General features: G+C 65.5%; 19 protein-coding genes and 1 riboswitch. Of the genes, 10 read left to right on the top strand and 9 right to left on the bottom strand.

The features are described from left to right. Positions 1–9 precede the first annotated feature (9 nt). Together ACSYHF_RS20180 and ACSYHF_RS20175 are read right to left on the bottom strand one after the other, a co-directional pair. Positions 10–1,110, bottom strand: coding sequence for a hypothetical protein (locus tag ACSYHF_RS20180; protein ID WP_065177807.1), 1,101 nt, complete (start codon positions 1,108–1,110; stop codon positions 10–12). Further along, positions 1,107–1,595 carry a hypothetical protein gene (locus tag ACSYHF_RS20175; protein ID WP_447575968.1) on the bottom strand — a complete coding sequence of 163 codons (489 nt, stop codon included), beginning with the start codon at positions 1,593–1,595 and terminating at the stop codon, positions 1,107–1,109. Before ACSYHF_RS20175 ends, ACSYHF_RS20180 begins: the two co-directional genes overlap by 4 nt. A gap of 346 nt (positions 1,596–1,941) precedes the next feature. Here ACSYHF_RS20175 and ACSYHF_RS20170 point away from each other — a divergent pair, with 346 nt between their 5' ends. Together ACSYHF_RS20170 and ACSYHF_RS20165 are read left to right on the top strand one after the other, a co-directional pair. Continuing rightward, positions 1,942–4,089, top strand: coding sequence for a S46 family peptidase (locus ACSYHF_RS20170; protein ID WP_111174901.1), 2,148 nt, complete (start codon positions 1,942–1,944; stop codon positions 4,087–4,089). Between the two features lie 135 nt (positions 4,090–4,224). Continuing rightward, a complete protein-coding gene (locus ACSYHF_RS20165; protein ID WP_095378532.1) occupies positions 4,225–7,671 on the top strand; it encodes a hybrid sensor histidine kinase/response regulator in 3,447 nt (1,148 codons plus the stop codon). A 79-nt stretch (positions 7,672–7,750) separates the two neighbouring features. Here ACSYHF_RS20165 and ACSYHF_RS20160 read toward each other — a convergent pair whose 3' ends face one another. From ACSYHF_RS20160 to acs, 4 genes are all read right to left on the bottom strand, one after another. Then, complete coding sequence (locus ACSYHF_RS20160; RefSeq protein ID WP_095378535.1) at positions 7,751–8,326, bottom strand: manganese efflux pump MntP; 576 nt, start codon at positions 8,324–8,326, stop codon at positions 7,751–7,753. Between the two features lie 88 nt (positions 8,327–8,414). Then, positions 8,415–8,504, bottom strand: a riboswitch (yybP-ykoY riboswitch). Between the two features lie 148 nt (positions 8,505–8,652). After that, on the bottom strand, positions 8,653–9,045 hold the full coding sequence (locus ACSYHF_RS20155) for a hypothetical protein (RefSeq protein WP_141239386.1): 393 nt from the start codon (positions 9,043–9,045) through the stop codon (positions 8,653–8,655). A 259-nt stretch (positions 9,046–9,304) separates the two neighbouring features. Next, positions 9,305–9,970, bottom strand: coding sequence for a response regulator transcription factor (locus ACSYHF_RS20150; protein ID WP_005420420.1), 666 nt, complete (start codon positions 9,968–9,970; stop codon positions 9,305–9,307). 80 nt (positions 9,971–10,050) lie between these two features. Beyond that, positions 10,051–11,994 carry an acetate--CoA ligase gene (gene acs / locus ACSYHF_RS20145; RefSeq protein ID WP_053498791.1) on the bottom strand — a complete coding sequence of 648 codons (1,944 nt, stop codon included), beginning with the start codon at positions 11,992–11,994 and terminating at the stop codon, positions 10,051–10,053. Between the two features lie 245 nt (positions 11,995–12,239). On the opposite strand from acs, the gene ACSYHF_RS20140 reads away from it, so the two are divergent. Beyond that, positions 12,240–13,667, top strand: coding sequence for a DcaP family trimeric outer membrane transporter (locus ACSYHF_RS20140; protein WP_053498792.1), 1,428 nt, complete (start codon positions 12,240–12,242; stop codon positions 13,665–13,667). Positions 13,668–13,794: 127 nt separating this feature from the next. Then, complete coding sequence (locus tag ACSYHF_RS20135; RefSeq protein ID WP_005420402.1) at positions 13,795–15,456, top strand: MFS transporter; 1,662 nt, start codon at positions 13,795–13,797, stop codon at positions 15,454–15,456. Positions 15,457–16,441: 985 nt separating this feature from the next. Here the strand turns inward: ACSYHF_RS20135 and ACSYHF_RS20130 are convergent. After that, positions 16,442–17,137, bottom strand: a complete 696-nt coding sequence (locus tag ACSYHF_RS20130) for a hypothetical protein (protein ID WP_447575967.1) — start codon at positions 17,135–17,137, stop codon at positions 16,442–16,444. Positions 17,138–17,558: 421 nt separating this feature from the next. After that, entirely contained in the window at positions 17,559–17,951 is a 393-nt protein-coding gene (locus ACSYHF_RS20125; protein WP_447575966.1) for a hypothetical protein, read from the bottom strand. Positions 17,952–18,373: 422 nt separating this feature from the next. On the opposite strand from ACSYHF_RS20125, the gene ACSYHF_RS20120 reads away from it, so the two are divergent. The 4 genes from ACSYHF_RS20120 (at position 18,374) to xth (ending at position 21,989) form a co-directional block, all read left to right on the top strand. Beyond that, complete coding sequence (locus ACSYHF_RS20120; protein WP_146256595.1) at positions 18,374–18,928, top strand: hypothetical protein; 555 nt, start codon at positions 18,374–18,376, stop codon at positions 18,926–18,928. A gap of 51 nt (positions 18,929–18,979) precedes the next feature. Next, the gene (locus ACSYHF_RS20115) at positions 18,980–19,522 is read left to right on the top strand and encodes a DUF3304 domain-containing protein (protein WP_181453243.1); all 543 of its coding nucleotides are present in this window, start codon (positions 18,980–18,982) and stop codon (positions 19,520–19,522) included. Between the two features lie 127 nt (positions 19,523–19,649). Then, positions 19,650–21,059: a coniferyl aldehyde dehydrogenase gene (locus tag ACSYHF_RS20110; RefSeq protein WP_262220806.1), complete on the top strand. Its 1,410-nt coding sequence runs from the start codon at positions 19,650–19,652 to the stop codon at positions 21,057–21,059. A 162-nt stretch (positions 21,060–21,221) separates the two neighbouring features. After that, on the top strand, positions 21,222–21,989 hold the full coding sequence (gene xth, locus ACSYHF_RS20105) for an exodeoxyribonuclease III (protein WP_069138894.1): 768 nt from the start codon (positions 21,222–21,224) through the stop codon (positions 21,987–21,989). Positions 21,990–22,061: 72 nt separating this feature from the next. Here xth and ACSYHF_RS20100 read toward each other — a convergent pair whose 3' ends face one another. Beyond that, positions 22,062–22,313, bottom strand: a complete 252-nt coding sequence (locus ACSYHF_RS20100) for a GlsB/YeaQ/YmgE family stress response membrane protein (protein WP_005411656.1) — start codon at positions 22,311–22,313, stop codon at positions 22,062–22,064. A gap of 84 nt (positions 22,314–22,397) precedes the next feature. Here ACSYHF_RS20100 and ACSYHF_RS20095 point away from each other — a divergent pair, with 84 nt between their 5' ends. Together ACSYHF_RS20095 and rsmG are read left to right on the top strand one after the other, a co-directional pair. After that, positions 22,398–22,997, top strand: coding sequence for a 4'-phosphopantetheinyl transferase family protein (locus tag ACSYHF_RS20095; RefSeq protein WP_447575965.1), 600 nt, complete (start codon positions 22,398–22,400; stop codon positions 22,995–22,997). 39 nt (positions 22,998–23,036) lie between these two features. Next, positions 23,037–23,675, top strand: coding sequence for a 16S rRNA (guanine(527)-N(7))-methyltransferase RsmG (rsmG, locus tag ACSYHF_RS20090; protein ID WP_005420388.1), 639 nt, complete (start codon positions 23,037–23,039; stop codon positions 23,673–23,675). The last annotated feature ends 83 nt before the right edge of the window (positions 23,676–23,758 follow it).

The following is a 23,758-nucleotide window of genomic DNA, read 5'->3' as shown; positions in this document are numbered from 1 at the left end:
CCGGCTTCTTCAGCTGCGGCGCAGCCGCTGGCGGTGCCCGGACAGGTCCATGCTCCACAGCAGCAGCGCACCCAGCAGCGCCGGCAGCACGCTGAGCACGGACAGCATCATCAGGAATGACACTGGCAATTCCATGCGGACGGGCTTGCCCCGGCGCAGCTGGTAGCGGATCCATGCCGTGGCCAGCACGGTCCAGGCCAGCAGCCAGCACAGCGGTGCCAACCACAGCGAAGGCGAGGGCACCCACAGGTAGACGGCGGTACCGACCACTGCGATGGCTGCGCAGGCGACCGGCAGGGCCAGCCAACGCAGCCGGGAAGGCGGCACGGACGGGTCTTCAGGGGCGCTCTGCCAGACGAACAGATGACGCAGGCCAATGGCCAGCAGCGTGCCGAGCAGTGGCGCCAGCGCTGCCGTGCCCAGCACGATCGCCCTGCGCTGCTCTTCCGACTGGTAGGGCAGCAGCGTGTTGGCGATCTGGGTGGTGGCCAACGCGATGAAGGCCATCAACGTCAGCGCCACGCTTGCCAGCAGTGCACGCAGCAATGACAACTGTGCTGCGGTGAGGCGGGTGACATCGCTGGCGCCGGCCCAGAAGCGGGCTTGGCCCGCATCGATGCCGGGCGGCAGAGGACGGTCCTCCTGGCAGCCCAGTACGTCCATCAACGCTGCGGCCTGGCGCGGCACGCGCAGCGGCAGCGCGGACATCAGGTTGCGCAGGTGCGAACGCGGTTCGCGCAGCTGCTGAAGGCGGCTGGCAGCGTCATCGTGGCTGGTCCAGCGTCCGCCACGCGCCTCCATCTGCTGGGCCAGCAGATCGGTCTGCGCGGGCAGTTGCAGCCAGTCCTGCCAGGCGTGTTCGGCCAGCTCGCGCAGTTCGCCTGGTGCCAGGCCGCAGCCCGCGTCGTCCCAGCCGAAGGCCTGGTAAAGCGCCGCGGCTTCGGACAGGTTCATGGGCGCCTGCCGCGCGCGCAGCGCCTGCAGCACCCTAGCACTGGCTTCAGCGCGCTCGTCCAGGGACCACTGGCTGCGCAGACCCTGCAGGTACACCGCGAAAGGTTGCGGGTCGGTGGATTTGGCGCGCTCCAGCAGGTCCATCCAGTTGCTCATGGGTTTGCCTCGTGTGGGGGCTGCAGGCTTGAACGATCACTGTCTGCATTGCCGGGGGAGCTGGAAAATGCCCCGCGGAGGATTGCGATGGCGGCCAGCAGGGCGCACGTCAGAAGCAGTGCCAAAGCGACCGTTCGCCGCGTGAAGCGTCTGCGTGACGGCACGGAATGGTGCAGGGCGTCGCATGCGGCCGCCCAGAACATGACCTGCCTGCGCTGCAATGGCGGTGGGAGCGCCACGTGCGCCATCACAGGCACGCCGACAAGGTAATGCAGCGTTTCACGCATTTCGTGCCGCGTGCGCGCGGACAGCGCCTGGATGCGCGCGCGCAGTGGGTGCCAGGGGCCACTGAGCCGGGCGACACGGGTGCGGGCCTGCACCACCGAGACCGGCGCATTCTCAAGACGCATGTAACGGGCGAGCGCGGTCTCGTTGCCTGGCACCAGCAACCAGCACAGGTGCATGCTGTGGCCGAGGGCGGCCATGTCGTAGCACTCGCGGATACTGTCCCGGTCATACCACTGGAAGCGGTCGGCCAGCTGCTCGAAGTTCGCTTGCGGGAACGGCGTAGTGCCCTGGACTGCTGCAGCCAGGCTGCGAAGTCTGCCGGATCGCGTTGCTGACCGTTGCGGACGATGCGGTCGGCAAGCGCCTCGGCGGCAGATGGCCCTGTCGAATGCGTGGTGCCCAGATCGATTCCTGCGATCATCGGTCCTTCCCTAGTATCCGTGCCTGATTCTAGCCAGCATCGGTGCCCCCAACCATCAGCCGTTGCCCCATGCGGCCCCAGCGGCTATGGTCCCGGGCTGTTCTGTCGTACCGGATTGCCTCATGTCACCACGCAAAGCCCTTCCCACCGCCCTGGCCCTGGGCCTGACTCTCGCCGCCGGTGCCCACGCCGATGAAGGCATGTGGATGCCGACGCAGCTGCCGGAGCTGGCCAAGCCGCTGCAGGCCGCAGGTTTCAAGGGCAATCCGGCCGACCTGGCCAATGTCACCGCGCCGCCGCTGAGCGCGGTGGTGCGCGCGGGCGGCGGCACCGGCTCGTTCGTGTCCAGCGACGGCCTGCTGCTGACCAATCACCACGTGGCGATGGGCGTGATCCAGTACAACAGCTCGCCCGAGCACGACCTGATCACTGGTGGCTTCATCGCCAACGGCCGTGCCGACGAGCGCCCGGCCAACCCGGACTTCCGCGTGCTGGTCACCGTCGGCTTCGACAAGGTGACCGACCAGGTGCTGGCGCAGGCCCGCGGCAAGACCGGCCGTGCCTACTTCGATGCCGTCGATGCCGCCAGCAAGCAGATCGTGGCCGAGTGCGAGAAGGACGGCAGCGTGCGCTGCTCGGTGGCCAACATGTACTACGGCACCGACTTCTACCGCATCGCCCAGCTGGAACTCAGCGACGTGCGCCTGGTGTACGCGCCGCCGCGTGCGATCGGCAACTATGGCGATGAGATCGACAATTTCATGTGGCCGCGCCACACCGGCGACTTCACCCTGCTGCGCGCCTATGTGGGCAAGGACGGCAAGCCGGCCGCCTACAGCAAGGACAACGTGCCCTACCAGGCGCCGGCACACCTGCAGATGTCGGTGGAGGGCCCGAAGGAGGGCGACTACGCGATGCTGGCCGGTTATCCGGGCATCACCTACCGCCACCGTACCGCGGCAGAATTCGCCGGCCAGATCGACACCGTGCTGCCGCGCCGCGTTTCGGTGTTCCAGCAGATGATCGACACCATCGAGGCGGCAACCGCCAAGGACGCGCAGGCACGTACCCGTTACGCCTCGCAGCTGCAGTCGCTGAAGAACAACCGCAAGCGCGCCGCCGGTGAGCTGGAAGGTCTGCTGCGCAGCGACGCCAAGGCCCAGCGTGCCGCCGACGAGACGGCGATGCTGGCCGCCACCGACCGCAGGTACCAGAGCGACATCAAGGCGCTGCTGGCCAACGTGTCACAGGGCGCGGCGGTGGGCGAGCGTGACCTGCTGCTGGACCAGATGGCCGCACAGAGCCAGTTGCTGCGCTCGGCGCTGCTGCTGGAGCGCCTGCGCATCGAATCGGCCAAACCGGACGCGCAGCGCGAGAGCGGTTACCAGCAGCGCGACCAGGCGATGATCGAAGGCGTGCTCAAGCAGGTCCAGCGCCGCTACGCACCGGAGGTCGAGAAGGCCCTGCTGACCACCCTGCTGACCCGTTACCAGCAGCTGCCGGACGCGCAGCGCGTGGCCGAGTTCGACGCCGCCTTCGGCCGTACCCCGCAGCAGCTGGCCAAGGCACTGGACACCCTGTACGCCGGCACCCAGCTGGGTGACGAGGCGCAGCGCCTGTCGCGCTTCGCGGCTGCGCGCGAAGGCAAGGCCCTGGCCGCCGATCCGCTGATCGCCGTGGCCGGCCCGCTGGTGGCCGCGCAGCTGCGCATCGAGAACGAAAGCAAGACCCGCGAGGGCGAGCAGCTGCGCCTGCGCCCGGCCTACATGCAGGCGCTGTTCGCCTGGCGTGCCAAGCAGGGCCGCGCTGTGTACCCGGATGCCAACCGCACCCTGCGCATCAGCTACGGCAAGGTCGAGGCGCTGCACCCGCGCGATGGCGTGACCTACTCGCCGGTGACCACCGTGGCCGGCATCGTCGAGAAGAACACCAACGCCTATCCGTTCGACGCACCCAAGCCGCTGCTGGCAGCGATCGCCAAGGGTGACTTCGGCAGCACCGCCGATCCGGCACTGAAGACCCAGACGGTCAACTTCCTGACCAACCTGGACACCACCGGCGGCAACTCCGGCTCGCCGGTGCTCAATGCCAAGGGCGAACTGATCGGCCTGAACTTTGACAGCAACTGGGAGTCGGTCAGCGCCAGCTGGTGGTTCGACCCGCGCTACAAGCGTGCCGTGCACGTGGACATGCGCTACCTGCGCTGGCTGCTGGCCAAGGTCTACCCGGCGCCGGAACTGCTGAAGGAAATGGGCGTGCCGGCCCAGTAAGAAGCCGGCCACGACCCACGGTCGTGGCCCGCACCGCGTAAGCCCCCACACTGGTGGGGGCGGTTGCCCCCAACGAGCCCGTACACCCGGCCGCGCCTGGCCTACACTGCGGGTTCCTCCGACGGAAACACACGCGTGGTCTCCAGTTGGGTCCTGCTGCTGGTCTCGGTTGCCTATGCCGCGCTGCTGTTCGGCGTGGCGTGGTGGGGCGACCGTCGGCCGATGTACCCCGACCGGCCGTGGCTGCGGCCGGTCGTCTACAGCCTGGCGCTGGCGGTGTACTGCTCGTCGTGGACCTTCTACGGCGCGGTCGGCACTGCCGTGCGCAATGGCGTGGGCTACCTGCCGATCTACATCGGCCCGCTGCTGCTGCTGTTGTTCGGCTGGCGCATCATCGAGCGCCTGGCGCTGATCGCACGCAGCCAGAACGTGGTCTCCATCGCCGATTTCATCTCCTCGCGCTTCGGTCGCTCGCGGCGGCTGGCGGCGCTGGTGGCGATCATCGCGCTGATCGGCATCATTCCGTACCTGGCGTTGCAGTACAAAGCGGTGGCGATGAGCCTGCAGGTGCTGACCGGCAACACCGGCCCGACCGGGTTCTTCACCGACCCGGCGCTATACGTGGCATTGCTGATGGCGCTGTTCGCCACCCTGTTCGGTACCCGCCAGGTCGATGCCACCGAGCACCACCACGGCATGATGCTGGCGATTGCCTTTGAATCGGTGATCAAGCTGCTGGCGATGCTGGCGGTGGGTGTGTTCGCCTACCTGTGGCTGAGCAACCGCACCGACGCGGTGGTCGAGTCGGTGCATACGCTGTTCACCGGCCTGCCGCCGGTCGGCTTCATCTCGCAGACCCTGCTCAGCTTCCTCGCCATCATCTGCCTGCCGCGCCAGTTCCACGTGGCGGTGGTCGAGTGCGGTGACGTGCGCGACGTGCGCCGCGCGCGCTGGATGTTCGGCGGTTACCTGGTGCTGATCTCGGGCATGGTGCTGCCGATCGCCACCGCCGGCGTGACCCTGTTCGGCACCGGCGGCAGCGTCGCCGACGACTCGATGGTGCTGGCGCTGCCGTTGGCCGAAGGCCGCAATGCGCTGGCGCTGATCGCCTACGTGGGCGGCTTCTCGGCGGCCACCGGCATGGTCATCGTCTCGTCCATCGCGCTGGCGACCATGGTCAGCAATGATCTGGTGATGCCGGTACTGCTGCGTCGGAGCGGTGACCACCAGGAAGCCGCTGACGTCGCCTCGCGCGTGTTGTGGATCCGCCGCCTGGCGATCCTGCTGCTGGCGCTGATGGCCTACAGCTACTACCGCACCAGCAGCAACGACAGCACGCTGGCCTCGTACGGCCTGATGGCGTTCGCAGCGGTGGCGCAATTCGCGCCCGGCCTGATCGGCGGCCTGTACTGGCGCGGTGCCAGCCGGCGCGGCGTCGAAGTGGGCATGCTGCTGGGCTTTGCCACCTGGCTGTACACCCTGCTGCTGCCGGCGATGACCATGGCCGGCTGGGTCGACGCCGCCTGGGTACAGCACGGCCCGTTCGGCATCGAGTGGCTGCGTCCGCAGCAGCTGTTCGGCATGTCCGGCTGGGACCCGCTGACCCACGGCACGTTCTGGTCGCTGCTGGTCAATGCGGCCACGATGATGCTGGTTTCCGCACGCTGGCGGCCCGGCGTCGACGAGCGCCTGCGTGCGGCACCGTTCCTCGACCCGTATGCCGAGCGCCCGTCGGTGGCCGGCGGCTGGCCCGGGCATGTGCATGTGGGCGACCTGCTGGCGCTGGCTTCGCGCGTGGTCGGCGAACGCCATGCACGGCGTTCGTTCTTCGAGCAGGCGCAGTCGCTGGGCCGTGAGCTGCAATCCTCGGCACCGGCTGACCGGCCGTGGGTGCAGTTCACCGAGCGCCTGCTGGCCGCCTCGATCGGTGCGGCATCGGCGCGCCTGCTGCTGACCAGCCTGCTGCGTGGCTCGGGCATGGACCTGGGGGAAGTGGTGGCGGTGCTGGACGAAGCCGGGCAGGAACTGCGCTTCAACCGCGAGATCCTGTCGACCACGCTGGAGAACATCAGCGCCGGGGTCAGCGTGGTCGATCCGGACATGCGCCTGACCGCGTGGAACCGCCGCTACCAGGACATGTTCGGTTACCCCGACGGCATGCTCTACGTGGGCCGCCCGGTGGCCGACCTGATCCGCTACAACGCCGAGCGCGGCGAGCTGGGCGAGGGCGATATCGAAGTGCAGATCAACCGCCGCATCGGTTACATGCGCGCCGGCTCGCCGCACGTGTTCGAGCGCACCCGCAGCGACGGCAAGGTGATCGAGATGCGTGGCCAGGCGCTGCCCGGCGGCGGTTACGTGACCAGCTACAACGACATCACCGACTACAAGCACGCTGAAAGGGCGCTGCTTGAAGCCAACGAGACGCTGGAACAGCGCGTGGCCGAGCGCTCGCATGAGGCCGAGGTTGCGCAGCAGTCGAAGACGCGCTTCCTGGCGGCGATCAGCCACGACGTGCTGCAGCCGCTGAACGCAGCACGCCTGTTCGCTTCGGCACTGCGCGACAGTGATCACGTCAGCGACGAGCAGAAGCATCTGGCCGAGCGCGTGGACGCGTCGCTGCGCGCTGCCGAAGAACTGCTTGATGGCCTGCTGGACGTGTCGCGGCTGGATGCCGGTGGCCTGCACCCGGTGATCGGCGAGTTCGATGTGAGTGCGTTGATGCGCGAGCTGGCCGCGCAGTACACGCCGGTCGCCGCAGGCCGTGGCCTGCGCCTGGACCTGTTCGCGCGCGCGGCCTGGGTACGCAGCGATCGCCGCCTGCTGCGCCGCGTACTGCAGAACTTCCTGGCCAATGCGCTGCGCTACACACGCCAGGGGCGCATCGTGCTGGCCGTGCGCCAGCGCGGCGACGAGGTGGAACTGCAGGTGTGGGATACCGGCCCTGGCATTCCCGAACACCACATGCGGCAGATCTTCGACGAGTTCCACCGCTACCAGCAGCCGTTCGACTGGGGCGAGCAGGGGTTGGGCCTGGGCCTGTCGATCTGTCAGCGCATCTCGCGCCTGCTCGACCATCGCCTCAATGCACGCAGCCGCGTTGGCAGTGGCTCGATGTTCTCGATCATCCTGCCGCGGGTTGCGCCCTTGCCCGGCTACACCGAGCCTGCCAAGGCGACCCAGGCCGTGGCCACACCGGTGCGCAGCGATTCGCTGGCGGGCCTGCGGGTGCTGTGCGTGGACAACGACGAGGAAATCCTCGACGGCATGCGCGCACTGCTCGGCCGCTGGCAGGTGCAGGTGATCACCGCCGCCACCGTCGACCAGGCACTGGAGAAGATCGCCGAGCGACCGCAGGTGATGCTGGTGGACTACCACCTGCACGATCGCATGGATGGCCTGGATGCGCTGGTGGCGCTGCGCGAGGCGGCCGGCTACCCGTTGCCCGGTGCGCTGCTGACCGCCGACGGACGTGACGAGCTGAAGCGGATGGCACGCGAGCGTGGCTACCGCGTGCTGACCAAGCCGATCAAGCCGGCCTCGCTGCGCGCCTTCCTGGGCGCGCTGCGGGATGCGCAATAGATCCGCGCCATGCGTGGATGCGACGCCAGGTAGTGCCGGCCGCTGGCCGGCAACCACGCAATCGCTCGCTTCCGATGCGTTACCCCAAGCCGTGCAGGTGTTCGTACAGGATGGTCGCGCCGATGATCACCAGGATCACGCCACCGATGATCTCCGCACGCTTGCCGACCATGCTGCCCAGCACGCGGCCGAGCATGATGCCGGCGGTCACCATGGTCAGTGTGCACAGGCCGATGACCGCGGCCATCACGCCGATATGCACGTCCATGAAGGCCAGGCCGATACCCACCGCCATCGCGTCGATGCTGGTGGCGAAGCCGGTCAGCGCCAGCTTCCAGAAGCCGTGGTGCTGCGAGGGATCCTCGTCATCCACGGCGCTGTCCGGGCGCAGGCCGTTGTAGATCATGTGGATGCCCAGCGCACCGAGCAGGCCGAACGCGATCCAGTGGTCGAAGGCTTCGACGTACTGCAGCGCGGCGTGGCCGAGCAGCCAGCCGATGATCGGCGTGATCGCCTCGATGACGCCGAAGATGATGCCGGCACGCAGTGCATCGCGAAACACCGGCTTGCGCATGGCCGCACCCTTGCCGATTGCGGCGGCAAAGGCATCGGTGGACATGGCAAAGCCGATCAGGAGGATCGAAATGGGGGACATGGACAGCGGCTGAGGTCGGGCAAGGACGGACGCACGGCTCGCGCTCGCGCCCAACCTGACGTTGCGCGCGCGGGCCGCTGGTCTCGCCAACCATCATGGTTGTCCACGCCACGGCGCACTGGCCGAGTATGTTGACGTGGACGATTCCTGCGAAGGAATCCGGCTACTCCCCAAGGGGACGCGAAGCTTAGCATTGCGATCCGCGCGTGGCGCATTTACAGGCAAACGCGCAGGCAGGGCTGGTTTGTATAGCGATGGCTATATCGTGAGCGCAGCGGTGCCTGGTAGTGCCGGCCGCTGGCCGGCAGGAATGCGGACGCGACCGGCTACATCACATGGATGCTGTACAGCGTGGGGCCGCCGAACACCACGCTTTCACGATCAAGGTCGAAGGTGGCGGTCAGATCACACATCTCGCCATCGGCGAACAGGTCCAGTTCCACCTGGGCACCCGATGGGCGCTTGTATATTCGCGCTTGGGTGCGGATGTACTCATCGCTGGGAACATCAATCCGGAAGTGATTGGCAGGATCGGGCGGATCGGAGAAGTACTCGAGCGCCGCACGCCGAAAATCCTCCTCGCGATCATTGGGGAAGCCTGGTGGGCTGGGGCCATCCGGACAGCCTTCGCGGACGAAGGCAACCAGCATGCGGATGGCGTCCCGTTCTTCCGGTCGAAGCTGCGACGCATCTCTGGGTGTGTCGAGCAGAGTGTTCATTTTCGAGCCCAAGTCGCCATGCAGCGGCAGTATGCAATTGCAGTAGTGGCAGCCATAGAGCCAAATGCGTCGTCTTGGATAGCAGAGAGATGCGAAACACATCGGTCGCACCGCCATACGCTTGGAACCAATTGCCGGGCATTGGCCATGATTCATGCGCCGGCGGTTGCCGCGGATACACCTAGCCAAGCAAGCTTGGCACCTACCAGGGCGGTTTCAGACGTTCCAGGCGAATGCCGGCCAGCGGCCGGCACTACCGTCAGTCTTCTTCGGGCGGCAGTACGATGGCGTCGTCGTCGATGGCCAGCTTGCCGGCCATCAGCACGGCCTGGGTGCGGTTGGTCACGCCGAGCTTGCGCAGGATGGCGGTGACGTGGGCCTTGATCGTCGCTTCGGAGACGTTGAGGTCGTAGGCGATCTGCTTGTTCAAGCGGCCAGCGCCGAGCATCTGCAGGACACGGAACTGCTGCGGGGTCAGCTCGCGCAGGCGCTGGCCGACTTCGCGTTCTTCGCTGCCGGTGGGCGGCACGTTGTGCGCTTCCGGCGGTGCCCAGGTCTCGCCATCGAGGATGGTGCCCAGCGCATGGCCGATGGTGTCCGAATCCGCAGACTTCGGGATGAAGCCCAGCGCACCGTGGTCGAGCGCGCGGCGCATCACCGTGGCTTCTTCGCGCGCGGACACCACCACCACTGGCAGCTGGGGGTGCAGTGAGCGCATGTGCACCAGTGCGTTGAAGCCCTGCGCACCGGGCATGTTGAGATCCATCAGGACCAGGTCGGCGTCGTTGTGCTGGTCGGCCAGCGCGTACAGCGCTTCCACGCTGTCGGCCTCGAACAGCTGCACGCCGGGGATGACCCGCTGCACGGCTCCACGCAGGGCTTCGCGGAACAGCGGGTGGTCATCGGCAATCAGGAGGGTGGTCATGGTCGGGGGGAACCGTGGGGGAAACCAGATGGGGTCAGAGCCCTTTCCTGGTGGAAAGGGATCCGACCCCGGGTTCTGCATCAGCGCACCTTGCGCTCGTCCACCAGCGACGCCACCACCGACGGATCGGCCAGGGTCGAGGTGTCGCCGAGCTGGTCCGGCGCGTTTTCGGCAATCTTGCGCAGGATGCGGCGCATGATCTTGCCCGAGCGGGTCTTCGGCAGGCCCGGTGCCCACTGCAGGTGGTCCGGTGTGGCGATCGGCCCGATCTCCTTGCGCACCCAGGCGATCAGCTCCTTGTGCAGTTCATCGCTCGGGGCCTCTTCGGCCACCAGGGTGACGTAGGCGTAGATGCCCTGGCCCTTGACGTCGTGCGGGAAGCCCACGACCGCCGCTTCGGCCACCTTCGGATGCGAGACCAGCGCGCTTTCCACTTCGGCGGTGCCGATGCGATGGCCGGACACATTGATCACGTCGTCGACGCGGCCGGTGATCCAGTAATAGCCGTCTTCGTCGCGGCGGCAACCGTCACCGGTGAAGTAGCTGCCCGGGTAGGTGCGGAAGTAGGTATCGATGAAGCGCTGGTGGTCGCCGTACACCGTGCGCATCTGGCCCGGCCAGGAGTCACGGATGATCAGGTTGCCCTCGGTCGGGCCGTCCTGGATCTCGCCATCGGCATTGACCAGCGCCGGCTGCACGCCGAAGAAGGGCAGGGTGGCCGACCCCGGCTTGAGGTCCATCGCGCCGGCCAGCGGCGAGATCAGGATGCCGCCGGTTTCGGTCTGCCACCAGGTATCGACGATCGGGCAGCGGCTGTCGCCGACCACTTCGTAGTACCAGCGCCAAGCTTCCGGATTGATCGGCTCGCCGACGCTGCCGAGCAGGCGCAGCGACGCGCGCGAGGTCTTCTTCACCGGCTCCTCGCCTTCGCGCATCAGCGCACGGATGGCGGTCGGGGCGGTGTAGAAGATGCTCACCTTGTGCTTGTCGATGACGTTCCAGAAGCGCGAGGTGTCCGGATAGTTTGGCACGCCTTCGAACATCAGCGAGGTCGCACCGTTGGCCAGTGGCCCGTACACGATGTAGCTGTGGCCGGTGACCCAGCCGACGTCGGCGGTGCACCAGTAGATGTCGTCCTCGCGCAGGTCGAACACCGCTTCATGGGTGTAGGCCGCGTACAGCAGATAGCCGCCGGTGGTGTGCAGCACGCCCTTCGGCTTGCCGGTGGAGCCGGAGGTGTAGAGGATGAACAGCGGGTCTTCCGCGTTCATGCGTTCCGGCTCGCAGGTGGACGGCTGGCTGTCCACCACATCGTGGAACCAGCGGTCGCGCGGGGCCTGCATGTCCACCGCGCCGCCGGTGTGGCGCACCACCAGCACGGTTTCAACCGTGTTCGTGCCCGGCAGCTTCAGCGCGGCATCGACGTTGGCCTTCAGCGGAATCCTGCGGCCACCGCGCAAGCCTTCGTCGGCGGTGATGATCAGCTTGCTCTGGCAGTCGCTGACGCGGTCGGCGATCGAGTTCGGCGCGAAGCCACCGAACACCACCGAGTGGATTGCACCGATGCGCGCGCAGGCCAGCATGGCTACTGCGGCGTCGACGATCATCGGCAGGTAGATGGTGACGCGGTCGCCTTTCTTGACCCCAAGGTTGCGCAGCGCATTGCCGAGGCGGCAGGTGCGCTCATACAGTTCGCGATAGGTCACGTGCTGGGCCGGTGCATCCGGGCCGTCCGGCTCGAACAGCAGGGCGGTCTTGTCGCCGCGCGTCTCGAGCTGGCGATCCAGGCAGTTCACGCTGGCATTGAGCTCGCCATCCTCGAACCACTTGATGTGGAAGTCGGACAGGTCGTAGCTGACGTTTTTGATCTTCGTCGGCTTGCGCATCCATTGCAGGCGCTCGGCGGCCTTGCCCCAGAATCCATCCGGGTCGGTCACCGACGCCTGGTACTGCTGTTCATAGGTCTTCTTGTCGATGCGTGCCTTGGCGGCGAACTGCGGATCGACGGGGTAGATATCAGCCATGGCACCCTCACTTGCACGTTGACTTTGTATGTGCGGTCGCAGCATCGCAACGACCGATCCCCCTCAGTTTGCCCCATCCACCCCCGGCCGCGTCACCACCCTGGTTAGACCATGGTCGAAAGTGAGCGCCCTGCAGGGCCGGGTTCGACCAATGGCGAATAGCCGCTATACATAATCGCCCCGCAGTCTCGGCTCGACCGTGCCCCACGCGCGGCATCACCTTGCCACTTGGGAGAGAGGGCAACATGAGCCACCGTACGTTGAAAGCCGTGCGCACACCTTTGGCGGCCTGCCTGCTGGTCGCCCTGGTCGCACCGGGCATGGCGTTCGCAGAGACCGCCAAAGAGAAGGCACTGGAAGCACGCGTTGCCGAACTGGAACGCCAGGTCCAGCTGCTGCTGTCTTCGCAGCAACAACAACAGACCCAGATCAGCCAGACCCAGCAGGCGGTAACCGAAGTGCGCACGGTGCAGGCCGAGCAGAAGCCGGTTGCACAGGTGCCGGCCGGCAAGCAGCCGATCCAGGTCACCACCATCACCCCGGGCGCGGCACCGGGCACCACGGTCAAGATCGGCGGCTTCATCAAGGCCGACTTCCTGGCCACCCAGACCAGCGATGGCCAGCTGGCCGACGACGCCACCGGCCGTTCGCTGTACCTGCCGGGCCAGACCCCGGTGGAAGGCGCCGGCGGCAGCGGCAAGCGCTCAGGCACCGATTTCAACGCCCATGCCAAGTTCTCGCGCTTCAACCTGGGCATCGACAACGTCAGCGAATCGGGCAACAAGGCCGGTGCGTTCTTCGAGATGGACTTCTTCGGCAACTCACTGGGCAACCAGACCGCCACCAATACCTACGGCGTGACCCTGCGCCACGCCTACATGTACTGGAACAACTGGCTGGCCGGCCAGACCTGGTCCAACTTCATGGACGCGGCCGCACTGCCCGAAGCGGTCGACTTCGTCGGCCCCACCGACGGCGTGATCTTCGTGCGCCAAGCGCAGGTGCGCTACACCCAGGGCGGCTTCAGTGTCGCACTGGAAAACCCGGAAACCACCACCCTCACCGGCACCCGCAACCCGGTCACCGGCGCCTGGACCAACGCCAGCGCCAACTCCGACCGTGGCAGCCTGCCCGATCTGACCCTGCGCTATGGCTGGAAGGGCGACTGGGGCACCTTCGGTGTCGGCGGCATCGTCCGCCAGTTGAAGGTCGACAACCAGGCGACCGGCGCGAAGGCCGACAAGGTGGCCGGCGGCCTGACCCTGGGCGGCAAGTGGGTGATGGGTGACAGCGATTCGCTGCATTACCAGCTGACCGGTGGCGAAGGCATCGCCCGCTACATCGGCCTGGGCATCACTGCCGACAGTGCCTATGACGTGGCCCGCGACGAACTCAACCCGACCGGCGTGCTGGCCGGCTATGTCGGCTGGCGGCATGCGTTCTCGCCGAAGCTGCGCACCAACCTGATCTACGCGCGCAGCGACTACGACAACGACAGCATCCTCGGCCCGCTGGTGACCAAGAGCGTGCAGAGCATCCGCGGCAACATCTTCTATTCGCCGCTGCCCAAGGTCGATATCGGCGCCGAGCTGATGTATGGCCGTCGCGAAGTGGAGAACGGCAACAAGGGTGACATCACCCGGTTGCAGTTCACTACGAAGTACAGCTTCTAAGAGCGTGCCGGCCGGCGGCCGGCACCTACCGAGATGGGGTGCCGGCCAAGGTCGGCATCTACCGAATTGAGTGCCGACCAACGGTCGGCACCCACCAACAACGATTGCTTCGGAGGGGAAGCGTCCCATGTCCAGTACACCCAGCACCGCACATAAAGCGGGCACCCTGACCAAGGGCCACAAGAAGGTCATCTTCGCATCGAGCCTCGGCACGGTGTTCGAGTGGTATGACTTCTTCCTGTACGGCTCGCTCGCGGCCATCATCGCCAAGCAGTTCTTCAGTGGCGTCAATGAAACCACGGGCATGATCTTCGCCCTGCTGGCGTTCGCCGCCGGCTTCTTCGTACGCCCGTTCGGCGCGGCCTTCTTCGGCAGCCTCGGCGACCGCATCGGCCGCAAGTACACCTTCCTGGTCACCATCCTGATCATGGGCATCTCGACCTTCCTGGTCGGCGTGCTGCCCAACTACGCCTCGATCGGTTTCGCCGCACCGGTGATCCTGATCATCCTGCGCCTGGCCCAGGGCCTGGCGATGGGCGGCGAGTACGGCGGTGCCGCCACCTACGTGGCCGAGCACGCGCCGGACGACAAGCGCGGCCTGTACACCAGCTTCATCCAGTGCACCGCCACGCTCGGCCTGTTCCTGTCGCTGCTGATCATCCTGGCCTGCCGCATGACGCTGGGCAACGAGGCCTTCGAGGCCTGGGGCTGGCGCATTCCGTTCCTGGTGTCGATCCTGCTGCTGGGCATTTCGGTATGGATCCGCCTGCAGCTGAGCGAATCGCCGCTGTTCCAGCAGATGAAGGCTGAAGGCAAGGGCTCCAAGACCCCGTTCCGCGACAGCCTGAAGGGCGGCAACCTGAAGCTGATGTTGCTGGTCCTGCTCGGTGCAGCGGCTGGCCAGGCCGTGGTCTGGTACGGCGGACAGTTCTACGCGCTGTTCTTCCTCAGCAGCATGCTGAAGGTCGATGCCACCACCTCCTACCTGCTGATCGCCGCAGCGCTGGCACTGGGCACGCCGTTCTTCATCTTCTTCGGCTGGCTGTCCGACCGCATCGGCCGCAAGAAGATCATCCTGGCCGGCTGCCTGCTGGCGGCCATCACCTACATCCCGATCTTCAAGGGCCTGACCCACTTCGCCAACCCGGCCATCGAAGAAGCGCGCAGCAGCTCCCCGGCACTGGTCGTCGCCGACCCGGCCACCTGCTCGTTCCAGTTCGATCCGGTGGGCCTGCGCAAGTTCACCAGCTCCTGCGACGTGGCGACCGCCGCGTTGACCAAGGCCGGTGTGCCGTACGACGTGCAGCCCGCCGCCGCCGGTTCGCTGGCGATGGTGAACGTGGGCAGTGCCAGCGTCACCTCGTATGAGGCCGCCGGCCTGACCAAGGAAGAAGGCAAGGCCAAGGCCGATGCGTTCGGCGCGGAACTGAAGACCGCCCTGACCTCTGCCGGCTACCCGGCCAAGGCCGATGGCGCACGCATCAACATCGCCGGCACCATCTTCATGCTGTGGCTGCTGGTGCTGTACGTGACCATGGTCTACGGCCCGATCGCCGCCTACCTGGTCGAACTGTTCCCGACCCGTATCCGCTACACCTCGATGTCGCTGCCGTACCACATCGGCAACGGCTGGTTCGGTGGCTTCCTGCCGGCGATCTCGTTCGCGCTGGTGGCCGGTACCGGCAACCTGTACTACGGCCTGTGGTACCCGATTGCGATCGCACTGATGTCGGTGGTGATCGGCGGCCTGTTCCTGCGCGAAACCAAGAACGTGGATATCACCAAATAACCGGCGTGCCGACCAACGGTCGGCACCCACCGGGTTTCAGGGGCCGTGGTGCAGACCGCGGCCTTTTCGTTACCCTGTAGCGCCGAGCCATGCTCGGCGACTGCGCAACGTGCGGCACAAAACTCCGCAGACGCGAAAAGGCAGCGCACAATGTCGAAATCGCGGTTGAAATGCATCCGAAGCCACAGCCCGTATCGCGCCCGGGGTCGGAACCCTTTCGCATGCGAAAGGGCTCTGACCCAATCGCGGTAGGCAGTGCACGTTAGAGCCTGGTGCAGTCGATCAACAGTCGGCTCTACCCGCCGTACAGCGCCTTTCTCTGCGAAGGAGTGACTTCAAAGATCCCCGCATCGATCAGCTTCCTGTAGTGGTCTCTGTTGCTTGGACCTGGCGGGTCGCAGTGAAGCAGATTATCGATGGAACCATCGGGCGCATCCGAGGGGCTCAGGCGGCCTGAGGCATAGTCTTCTGCGGTAGGGAGCTCCTCAGAAATGGTCAGGTTGGGAAGGGCCGGAGATACCCAGGCTCCAGCGTCGTTGAACTGCCCCCCACAGAATTGCCCGGTCTGACGCGCGAACAGGCAGCCGCTTCGTGTGTCGGTGAAACCGCAGTACTGCCTTTCATGCAGAGAACCGCGCCCATCCGGCATGCCAACCTCTCCGGATTCCACATCAGAGACGAGCACATACCGGCCATCAGGGGACGTCGCCGGGATCGGGGGCGTGCTCGAATAGGGAGTAAGAGCGCTCGCCCAGTGCCATGCGGCGCACCAACTTGCCCTGCTTCATTACTGACACGTTCCGGTAGCGACCGTTCTGCTCACCGTCGTATCGGAGTGAGATGTTGCTGCCAGCGGTTACCGATCTTCCGCCGTCAGCCTTCGTATCCTCTGTTGGAACCAGTGTTGCGAGCACGGCGAAGATCAAGCTAAACAAGTTCATTCTCCAGGAAACCGTCACTTGCGGGCGCGAGCATGCGATGGGTATCAGGGGCCTGTGGCGGCCATTTCGGGGCACTCACCTTTCTCCGCCAGCCTTCGCCTCGAGAACTCCTTGAGGCAGAACAAGCGCTGTTCACTCTCATCGCCTGCCTGCTCGATCTTTCTGCGCAACTGGTCGGCTCCCGGGCAGCGCGCAGCGCGATCGGCAACGAGGTTGCACACAGGAACGAACGGGAAGTGCACGTCAGGGCGTGGCATGTCCAGTCTCACGTCCCAGGCCTCGAACGGGAATAGCACATGTAACAAGCCATCTACCGCCTCATCCTCGCTTGGTCGAGTGATGACGACATCCGCCGCATCCTTGAGCAATGTCGCATAAGCGTCGAGGAAGCGACGGCCGTGCCGATCATGTTCCGCCGGTGTTTCTGCCTGCCGCAGGTCTGCGTAGTAGGGAAATATGCGCTCTGCATCAGGTACGTTGCAGGTGACTTCGCGTGGCTGCGACTGAGTATCGTCTGGGTCTGCTGGTTTGCATGAGATGCGATTCAGCCGCTCCTCCAACGTGGCCAGCACCCGCTCGATGGAGGCGCCAGAGATGGACTCGCCGTCAAGCTCGCCCACAAGTGACGCCAAGCTGTCGCCCGCCACCGGGACATGCTCGCGCTCTGCATCCAGCGCGAAATGGGCATTGGGCGGCAGACGTGCATTCGACGCTGAAGACAGAGACAGCACTGCGACCATCGCTAGCGCCACCATCATCGGTTGCATACCAGATCGCCAATGGAATCAGGCTGCAGGACGAAGGAGCACCACCTGACCGCCTTGCGCCCCCTTCGTGAGGGAATGAATTCGACTTCCACGTGAAGACGGTCATTGTGGAAGCCAAGTGTCTTGAAATCGACCAATGCGAAGTCACGATCAAATCGGGCACCGCCGAGTGAGCAGATGGACTTTTCCTGGTGGTACTCGCGAGGATGGCCGAGTCTGAAGGACTGAATTGTCAGGCATGGATCGTCGGCGATTACGAGATACCTGAAGTAGCGCTCTTTGATAATTTCTCCATCGGCTTTCGTGACTTTTGAGTAGTCGATGTGCCGCTCCGTGGCGTTGGCGGGGCTGCTCGACAGAGATGACGCAGCGCAAAGAACAACCCATGGCGTGGTCAGTAGTACACGCTTCCATACTCGAGTGAGCATTCCAGATCTCCGATAGACCTTTTTCCGATTTCAATTGAACACGGTCTCACCTCATGGCCGCTGCCGCGAAGTCTGATGAATTCGATCTCCAGCGATAGCCGATCTGACTCAAAGTTGACCCTCCACACGTCAACAAACGCGAAGTCGCTGTGGAAATGCTTCTTCCCAAGCGAACAGATTTCCTTCTGGCGAACGAGGCCTTCCATGTTCGCGGCTTTGAAGATCTGAACCGTGATGCAAGCCGAGTCCTCCCTGAGCACGATGTAACGCACCCACTGGCCCTTCACTCTTTGGACACCGACCATTCCAACATTCTCGTAGTCAATAGGCGGGGTCGAGGCTCCGGCAGAGAAGGCCATCAGCATCAAGCCAGCTAGAACTGCGGATAGCCCGCGCATCTCCTAATGCTCCTTGGCACGGAAGACGCATACATTGGTGGAGATGAAGCCGCTCGACCATGAAAGAAGTACGAATTTGCACATCTTCCTACAACCCTGGGACGAGATGACGTATTTGGCCGCGCCATGGAGCGGGGCTTCCGGCTAGAACTGACAATCAATGTCGCGTAAGGCCACTGGCTCTTGCGCCAGCGTCTTCCGTAAAATGGAATGCCCATGAATCGGCATGGATCATGCACAGCCTTCTTCTTGCAGCGGCTATCGCGGCAGCAGCGCCGGCCGCCAATGCATCAACACATGTAATCACCGGCGTGGTTCCTGGCGTCCGAGATGGATTGGACTACGCGCAGGTGCGCACGATACTTCCAAATGAGCCTCGGATAGTGAAGAAGCTCATCGCCGAGAATCGACAAGGTCGCGTCCAGATAGAGGGAAGATCACCCGCGATCAAAGAAGCATGCGAGACGGAGAAAGTCTGGTTGTCCTGGAACAACGCCGTACCCGATGCCGCGTTAGTAACCTGCGACTGTAGTTGCACCTCGCATGACAATTCCGGCTGGCTGGTCGAAACAGGATTGGATGGCGATGTGTCTCGGGTACGTCGCGTCGCTCTGGGCAAGGTGTCCAGCGTCGAGGAGCTCGAGCGCTATGGGGAGCGCGTTCCGGACACATTTTCGTCGCATCCATGGTGCTCAGGTGCCAAGCCGAAGGCGCCGACGAATGCTGTGTTTGCGACGTTGATGAAGCAACCCAGTCAAATGGGAGATACTCCCTACTGCTTTACACCCCACTTCATCATTGATGACCGGAGCGCGCTGCTTCGGATGACTCCTATGGCCGGTGAAGCCGTCTCAGACGCCCCGGCAGCAGAAGCGGCGATGATCGCGCGGGAGGTCGAGTTCCTGCGTGATTGGCGGCTGGAGTTTGCGCCTGAGTAGCGCATTCGTTCCCTCGGACAAAGTATGAGGGCTATACATTATGGGGCTTCAATGATGTTTGTTTTGAAGCGCGTGGCGCTGGCATGTCTTGCTGGCCCACCGCTGCTCCTATTTGCCTACGCTGTGGATGCCAGTGCGATCTACGGCGTCAACCACACCCATTGGGCGATCAACCGTTTCAGTGTCGATGGCCGTTCGGCCGTTGACAGCATTGGCCCGTATCAAGGCGGCGGTGGAGGGTGCTGTTACACGGTTCCAGATCAGTGGCGGCCAGGGATGATGGTACGAGTCGATTGGGAAACCGGGGTAGGAGGCTCAAAAGGATTTCCTGGATTTGCAGATGAGTCGAAATACGACGTCTGGCTGCAACAAATCGAGGCACAAAAGAGAACGCACAGCAAAGTCGTCCCCGTCCCGGATTACACCGATCAGAGCGTCTGCGGCGTCACCGTGCACTTCCTGCCCTGTGATGACATTCAGGTCACCACCTCCTGTTACGCCTACGGCAGCCCCGAATACCCGATCAAGATTCCGCTTGAGTTGCCAGAACCCCAGTCATGCCCGGCACAACGTACCGACCAGCAGAAGACGTAGTGATGGACGGGTTTGCATGCGAGGGTGAACGCATGCAAGGCGGTCGGGAGGTGTCCGAATGAGACCCCGTGCCACGGCGTGAAGGTTGGCATGCGAGCCGGGCACGGCTCGACCCTACAATCGGCCCATGACCACCACCGCCCCAGCCGACCTTCCCGTCCTTCTCCACACCCTGCGCAGCGCCTGGCAGTCGCAGCGGCCCACGCTCGACCAGCGCGAAGCCGACCTGCGTCGCCTGCGCGAGGCGCTGAAGGTGCGGCTGGATGAAATGGCCCAGGCCATCGCCGCGGACTTCGGCCATCGCGCCCACGTTGAATCGAAACTGGCCGATGGCATGAGCGTGCTGTCGGCCATCGACCACCTGCGCCGCCACCTGCGGCGCTGGTCGAAGCCGCAGCGCGTACGGGCCGGCTGGAAGCTGTGGCCGGCGCGCGCGCAGCTGCGGCCGACGCCACTGGGTGTGGTCGGGGTGATCTCACCGTGGAATTACCCGGTCACGCTGGCACTCGTGCCGCTGGCCACCGCCATCGCCGCTGGCAACCACGTGCTGTTGAAGCCCTCCGAACACACGCCGCGCACCAGTGCGTTCCTGGCTGATCTGCTGGCCAGCGTGTTCCCGCCCGATCGGGTGGCGGTGGTGCAGGGCGGGGCGGATGTGGCCGCGGCGGTGTCCTCGCTGCCGCTGGACCATCTGCTGTTCACCGGCTCGACGGCCGTTGGCCGCAAGGTGATGGCCGCCGCCGCCGAGCATCTGGTGCCGGTCACGCTGGAACTGGGCGGCAAGTCGCCGGCCATCGTCTGCCGCGATTTTCCGCTGGGCAAAGCCGCCGCGCGGCTGGCCACCGGCAAGTGGTTCAACGCGGGCCAGACCTGCATCGCGCCGGATTATGTGCTGATCGATACGGTCCGCCAGCGCGAGTTCGTACAGGCGCTGCAGCAGCAGGTGCGCGAACGCTATGGCGACTTCAGCGATGCCGACGATTACACCCGCATCATCAATGAAGGCCAGTACCGGCGCCTGCAGGGCTATCTGGCACAGGCGCGGCAACGCGGCGTGCCGGTGATTCCGCTGGCGCAGGTGGATGAGGCGCGCGCCGACCGCGAGCGCCTGCTGGTGCCGACCGTGGTGCTGGACCCGCCGGACGACCTGGAGCTGATGCGCGAGGAGATCTTCGGGCCGATCCTGCCGGTGCGGGCCTATCCGGATCTGGAGGCGGCGCTGGCCGATGTGCTGTCCCGCGACCGGCCGCTGGCGCTGTATCCCTTCAGCCACGACCGCGCGACGGTGGAGCGCATCCTCGGCCAGGTGGTGGCCGGTGGGGTGACGGTGAATGACACGCTGCTGCACTTCGCCGCCGATGGCCTGCCGTTTGGCGGGGTGGGGGCCAGCGGCATGGGCGCCTACCACGGCCGGGCCGGGTTCGATGCGATGAGCAAGCGGCTGCCGGTGCTGTGGCAGTCGCGCTGGGCGGCCAGCGACCGGCTGCGGCCGCCGTATTCGAAGATTGCGGGTTTGTTGAAGCTGCTGCTGCGGTAGTGCCGGCCGCTGGCCGGCAAATGCGGGGTCCTGCCGACGGTTCATGGGGTTGCCGGCCAGCGGCCGGCACTACCGGTGGGTGCAAACCTTGGTTGGCACGGGCGCGGCCATGCGCCAACCCAGGTTGGCGTCTACCAAAGCCCACCCGGGTAGAATGCCCGCATGAAAATCGCCTCGTGGAACGTCAATTCGCTCAATGTCCGCCTGCCGCACCTGGAACAGTGGCTCAAGGAGTTCGGCCCGGACATCGTCGGTATCCAGGAAACCAAGCTGGAGGACCACAAGTTCCCCGATTCGGCGCTGATCGCTGCCGGCTACCGCAGCGTGTTCGCCGGCCAGAAGACCTACAACGGCGTGGCGCTGCTGTCGCGTGAGCCTGCGCAGGACGTGCAGATCGGCATTCCCGGCTTCGAGGACGAGCAGAAGCGCGTCATCGCCGGTACCTTCGGCGACCTGCGGGTAATCAACCTGTACGTGGTCAACGGCCAGGACATCGGTACCGACAAGTACGAGTACAAGTTACGCTGGCTTGAGGCGGTGCATGCCTGGATCGCCGAAGAACTGCAGCGCCACCCGAAGCTGATCGTGATGGGGGACTTCAACATTGCCCCGGACGCACGCGACGTGCACGACCCGGAGGTGTGGAACGACAACCACATCCTGACCTCCACCGCCGAGCGCGGCGCATTGAACAAGCTGCTGCAGCTGGGCCTGCACGATGGCTTCCGCCTGCACAACGACGAGGCGGGCACCTTCAGCTGGTGGGATTACCGCGCCGCCGGCTTCCGTCGCAACCTGGGCCTGCGCATCGACCTGACCCTGGTCTCCGATGCGCTGAAGAGCGGTGCGGTGGCTTCGGGCATCGACCGCGAGCCGCGCACCTGGGAACGTCCGAGCGACCATGCGCCGGCGTGGGTACAGATCGGTTGAATGAACAAGGCCCGGCGATTGCCGGGCCCGTTCTGAAAGGCCCGCCGGCCAGCGGCCGGCGCTACCGCCGTGTCAGCGTATGCTCTTGCGGGTGAACAGATTGACGATCGCCAGCAGGATCACTGCACCGATCAGCGAGAACAGGAAGGTTCGAATGGTGATCGCTTCGTTGATGCCGCCGCCGAACAGCCAGCCGGAAATCAGCGCGCCGACGATGCCGACCACGATGTTGAGGATGATGCCCTGCTGGGCATCGCGCTTCATGATGATGCTGGCCAGCCAGCCTACGATGCCGCCGACGATCAGCCAGATGATGATGCCCATGATCGAACCTCCGGTGGGGAACGGTGACCAGTTGACGCGCACGGCCGTGAACCCGTCGTGCAATCGTGTGACGGGCGCGTGCGGATGAGCCTGCCAGCCACCCTCGACGGCCCGTGGCGCTTTGGTCCGGTGACGGTCTGGCGGCGCCCGCACGTGCCCGGCCATCGCGGCGAACCGCAGGCACGCCAGGTGCTGGCGAAGGCCCTCGGGGCCGATCCGGAGACGCTGCCGCTGGTCCGTGATGACAAGGGCCGGCCGGAACTGAGCGGCGCATTGGCCCACTACGGCACCGGCTGGAGCCACAGCGGTGAGGTGCTGCTGGTGGCGCTGGGCGAAGGCGTGCGGCTGGGCGTGGACCTGGAACTGCTGCGGCCGCGCGCCCGCCTGCTGGAGATCGTGCAGCGCTTCTTCCACCCGGAGGAGGTGGCGTGGCTGGAAAGCCTGGACCAGGCCGACCGCGAACACTGGTTCTTCCGCGTGTGGTGCGCCAAGGAAGCGATGCTGAAGGCGCACGGCCAGGGTATCTCGTTCGGCCTGCACCGCCTGCAGCTGGCGCCGGGGGCCGATGGCGCCCTGCACCTGCGCTGGTGCGACCCGGAACTGGGCGAGGCCGCGCGCTGGCACCTGCACGAATGGCAGGCCACCGGTCAGTTCCGGGCGGCGTTGGCCTGGTATCCGCACTGAGGCGGGGAATCAGCGCGCAAAACCGGCGATAATGCCGGCATGAGCGAACACCCACTTCCCGCCAGCGTGGCTGCCACGCTGGAACAGGGCCTGGCCAGCATGGGCCTGGATGCCGCGCTGGCGCCGCCGCTGCTGCGCTACCTGGCCCTGCTGCACCGCTGGAACGGCACCTACAACCTCACCGCCATCCGCGACCCGCAGGAGATGGTCACCCGCCACCTGCTCGACTCGCTGGCGATGCAGCCGTTCGTGGCCGATGGCAGCCTGGCCGACCTCGGCACCGGCCCCGGGCTGCCGGGCATCCCGCTGGCCATCGCCTGCCCGGGCCTGCAGGTGACCCTGGTCGAGAGCAATGGCAAGAAGGCGCGCTTCATGCGCGAGGCCGTGCGCCAACTCGGCCTGGGCAATGCCCGCGTGGCCGAATCGCGCGCCGAGGCGCTGGACGAGGCCGGTCGTTACGACCAGTTGACCGCCCGTGCCATGGATACCCTGGCCGGCATCGTCCGCGTCGGTGGCCACCTGCTGCGGCCGGGGGGCGTGCTGCTGGCCATGAAGGGCGTCTACCCGCATGAGGAGATCGCGGACTTGCCGGCTGGCTGGCAGGTGCGCGAGGTGACCCCGCTGAGCGTGCCCGGCCTGGCCGGCGAACGCCACCTGGTCACTGTTACAGGCCCTTGATTCCCGCCGCCAGCCCCTTGTGCAACAACGGGTTGGCGATCCACGATTTCCGCAAGGGGCCGGTTGTACGCATAATGACCGGT

The organism is Stenotrophomonas maltophilia group sp. P373 (genome assembly GCF_053295075.1).
The sequence above is the reverse complement of the archived record's forward strand: the minus strand, read 5'-3'. Positions and strand labels throughout refer to the sequence as shown.

Coding starts and splice junctions, on each gene's coding strand:
- ACSYHF_RS20140 (WP_053498792.1), top strand. CDS start 12,240: ATGAGCCACCGTACGTTGAAAGCCGTGCGCACACCTTTGGCGGCCTGC.
- ACSYHF_RS20130 (WP_447575967.1), bottom strand. CDS start 17,137: ATGGTCGCAGTGCTGTCTCTGTCTTCAGCGTCGAATGCACGTCTGCCG.
- rsmG (WP_005420388.1), top strand. CDS start 23,037: ATGAGCGAACACCCACTTCCCGCCAGCGTGGCTGCCACGCTGGAACAG.
- ACSYHF_RS20155 (WP_141239386.1), bottom strand. CDS start 9,045: ATGAACACTCTGCTCGACACACCCAGAGATGCGTCGCAGCTTCGACCG.
- ACSYHF_RS20115 (WP_181453243.1), top strand. CDS start 18,980: ATGATGTTTGTTTTGAAGCGCGTGGCGCTGGCATGTCTTGCTGGCCCA.
- ACSYHF_RS20160 (WP_095378535.1), bottom strand. CDS start 8,326: ATGTCCCCCATTTCGATCCTCCTGATCGGCTTTGCCATGTCCACCGAT.
- ACSYHF_RS20170 (WP_111174901.1), top strand. CDS start 1,942: ATGTCACCACGCAAAGCCCTTCCCACCGCCCTGGCCCTGGGCCTGACT.
- ACSYHF_RS20125 (WP_447575966.1), bottom strand. CDS start 17,951: ATGGCCTTCTCTGCCGGAGCCTCGACCCCGCCTATTGACTACGAGAAT.
- ACSYHF_RS20175 (WP_447575968.1), bottom strand. CDS start 1,595: ATGGCCGCCCTCGGCCACAGCATGCACCTGTGCTGGTTGCTGGTGCCA.
- ACSYHF_RS20150 (WP_005420420.1), bottom strand. CDS start 9,970: ATGACCACCCTCCTGATTGCCGATGACCACCCGCTGTTCCGCGAAGCC.
- acs (WP_053498791.1), bottom strand. CDS start 11,994: ATGGCTGATATCTACCCCGTCGATCCGCAGTTCGCCGCCAAGGCACGC.
- ACSYHF_RS20180 (WP_065177807.1), bottom strand. CDS start 1,110: ATGAGCAACTGGATGGACCTGCTGGAGCGCGCCAAATCCACCGACCCG.
- ACSYHF_RS20135 (WP_005420402.1), top strand. CDS start 13,795: ATGTCCAGTACACCCAGCACCGCACATAAAGCGGGCACCCTGACCAAG.
- ACSYHF_RS20100 (WP_005411656.1), bottom strand. CDS start 22,313: ATGGGCATCATCATCTGGCTGATCGTCGGCGGCATCGTAGGCTGGCTG.
- ACSYHF_RS20095 (WP_447575965.1), top strand. CDS start 22,398: ATGAGCCTGCCAGCCACCCTCGACGGCCCGTGGCGCTTTGGTCCGGTG.
- ACSYHF_RS20110 (WP_262220806.1), top strand. CDS start 19,650: ATGACCACCACCGCCCCAGCCGACCTTCCCGTCCTTCTCCACACCCTG.
- xth (WP_069138894.1), top strand. CDS start 21,222: ATGAAAATCGCCTCGTGGAACGTCAATTCGCTCAATGTCCGCCTGCCG.